This window comes from Kitasatospora sp. MBT63 (assembly GCF_000710465.2).
In the GTDB taxonomy this organism is placed as follows: Bacteria; Actinomycetota; Actinomycetes; order Streptomycetales; family Streptomycetaceae; genus Kitasatospora.
Map to the genome: position 1 here is coordinate 1 of NZ_JAIZ01000586.1, position 1,710 is coordinate 1,710.

Annotated in this window: 1 protein-coding gene; it reads right to left on the bottom strand. The window is 71.0% G+C overall.

Features of this window, described 5'->3' with window-relative positions; genetic code table 11:
• Positions 1–136: 136 nt before the first annotated feature.
• On the bottom strand, positions 137–1,177 hold the full coding sequence (locus tag AA75_RS31120; RefSeq protein ID WP_233289273.1) for a substrate-binding domain-containing protein: 1,041 nt from the start codon (positions 1,175–1,177) through the stop codon (positions 137–139).
• Positions 1,178–1,710 lie beyond the last annotated feature (533 nt).

A 1,710-nucleotide genomic window follows, 5' to 3' on the forward strand; every position in this document is an offset into this window, starting at 1 on the left:
CGGTGGGCGGGCGGGGGTCCGGGCCGGAGGGGCGCGCTCGACTCATGGTGGGTCACCTCGGAGGGGTTTCGCGGGAGGGCGGGACGAGGGCGCCGCCCCCGGCCCGGGCGGCGGGACCGGAGGCGGCGGCGGACCGTCAGCTGCAGGTGACGCCGGAGGACTTCCAGGTGGCGGGGTCGACCATGGTGGTCGGCGCGAACGCCTCGGCGGGCATCTCCTTGGAGTTCTTGAGCTTGTCGTACATGGTCTGGACGGCGAGCGCGCCGACGTCCTTGCCGTTGATGAACAGCGCGGCCTTCATCCCGGAGGGCTTGTCGCCGCTCCAGTCCTTGCAGGCGAGGTAGGCGCCGAGGCCGACGCCGATCACGTTGTCGGCCTTGAAGCCGGCGTTCTCCAGAGCGGTGACGCCGCCCTGGACGTTCTCGTCGTTGCAGCCCCAGACCACCCAGTGCTTGACGCCGGGGTTGGCGGTCACGGTGGCGGCGATCTTGTCCTGCGCGCCGGTGGGGGTGTTGTCGGTGGCGACGTCGATGTTCTGCACACCGGGCACGGCCGCGTCGAACGCCGACCGGGCGGCCTTGACGCGGTCGCCGCAGACGGTGACGTCCTGCTTCCAGGCGGAGACGATCCGGGTGTCGGCGGCGTTCCAGCCGGCCTTCTGGTACTCGGTGGCGGCGCGCTTGCCGACCTCGCCGCCCATCTGGGCGCCACTGAAGCCGATCCGGGGCACCAGGGCGGCCTTGTCGCAGGCGGCCGGGTCGGGGCCGGTGGCGCAGATCTGGTCGTCCGAGGTGAGGAGCGCGACCTTGGCGTCCTTCGCGCTCTGCACGACCTGCGGGCCGACCGCCGGGTCCGGGACCACGATGATCAGGCCGTTGCTCTTCTGCGCGATGGCGGAACGGACCTCGCTGACCGTCTTGTTGGCGTCGTTGCCGAGGTTGACCACCTTCAGGTCGATCCCCAGCTCCGCCGCCTTCGCCTTGGCCCCGGCGGCCTCGCCGATGAAGTACTCCTGGTCGCCCTGCTTCTGAAGGTACGTCAGCGAGATCTTGCCGCTGACCGGGGCGACGTCGCCGCCGCCCTTGCTCTCCTGGCCGGTGGAGCACCCGGTGGTCACGCCGAGTGCGAGCAGGAGGCCGGCGGCGGCGAGCGAACGGCTGCGGGACATGCGGAACATGGGGACGCTCCTTTGTGCGGGTGCCGAGGGGTGGGTCAACCGCGAGGGAAAATCGATCAGAACTCAACACGTTCAAACGCGATGAGACATATGACACTCCCGTGACCTGGCCACCGTCAAGTGGATCGGTTGGCCGAGATCCCCTTGTGACGTTCGCTGCCGCCCGCTGTGCCCCAACGGGACCAACGATGATCACTCTTGACGGTCATGGGTTCACCGGCGCGGGCCCCGCGGCCACCGGCAGGCATGCCACCGACGGACTGTTACAGAGCCGGCCGGTGGCCGTTACAGAGCCGGCCGTCCACCGTGAGGTGGGCTTCCTAACGTCTGCCCTACCAACTCCCGGCCACCGGGCCGGGGGTGGTGAGCACTCGGAGGAACCTCCATGTCAGGTACCACGACCGCCCGTCACGCGGTGCGCCTCGCCCTGGTCTGCGCCGGCCTCGCCGGCGCGCTGTCCGTCTCCGCCTCGGCGGCGTTCGCGGACGGGACGCCGTCCGCGGCCCCGGCCGCACCCAGCGCCGCCGCCCCCG

What these genes read in the sequence shown, in the direction of transcription:
- AA75_RS31120 (WP_233289273.1), bottom strand. Translation starts at nt 1,177, where the DNA reads ATGTTCCGCATGTCCCGCAGCCGTTCGCTCGCCGCCGCCGGCCTCCTG.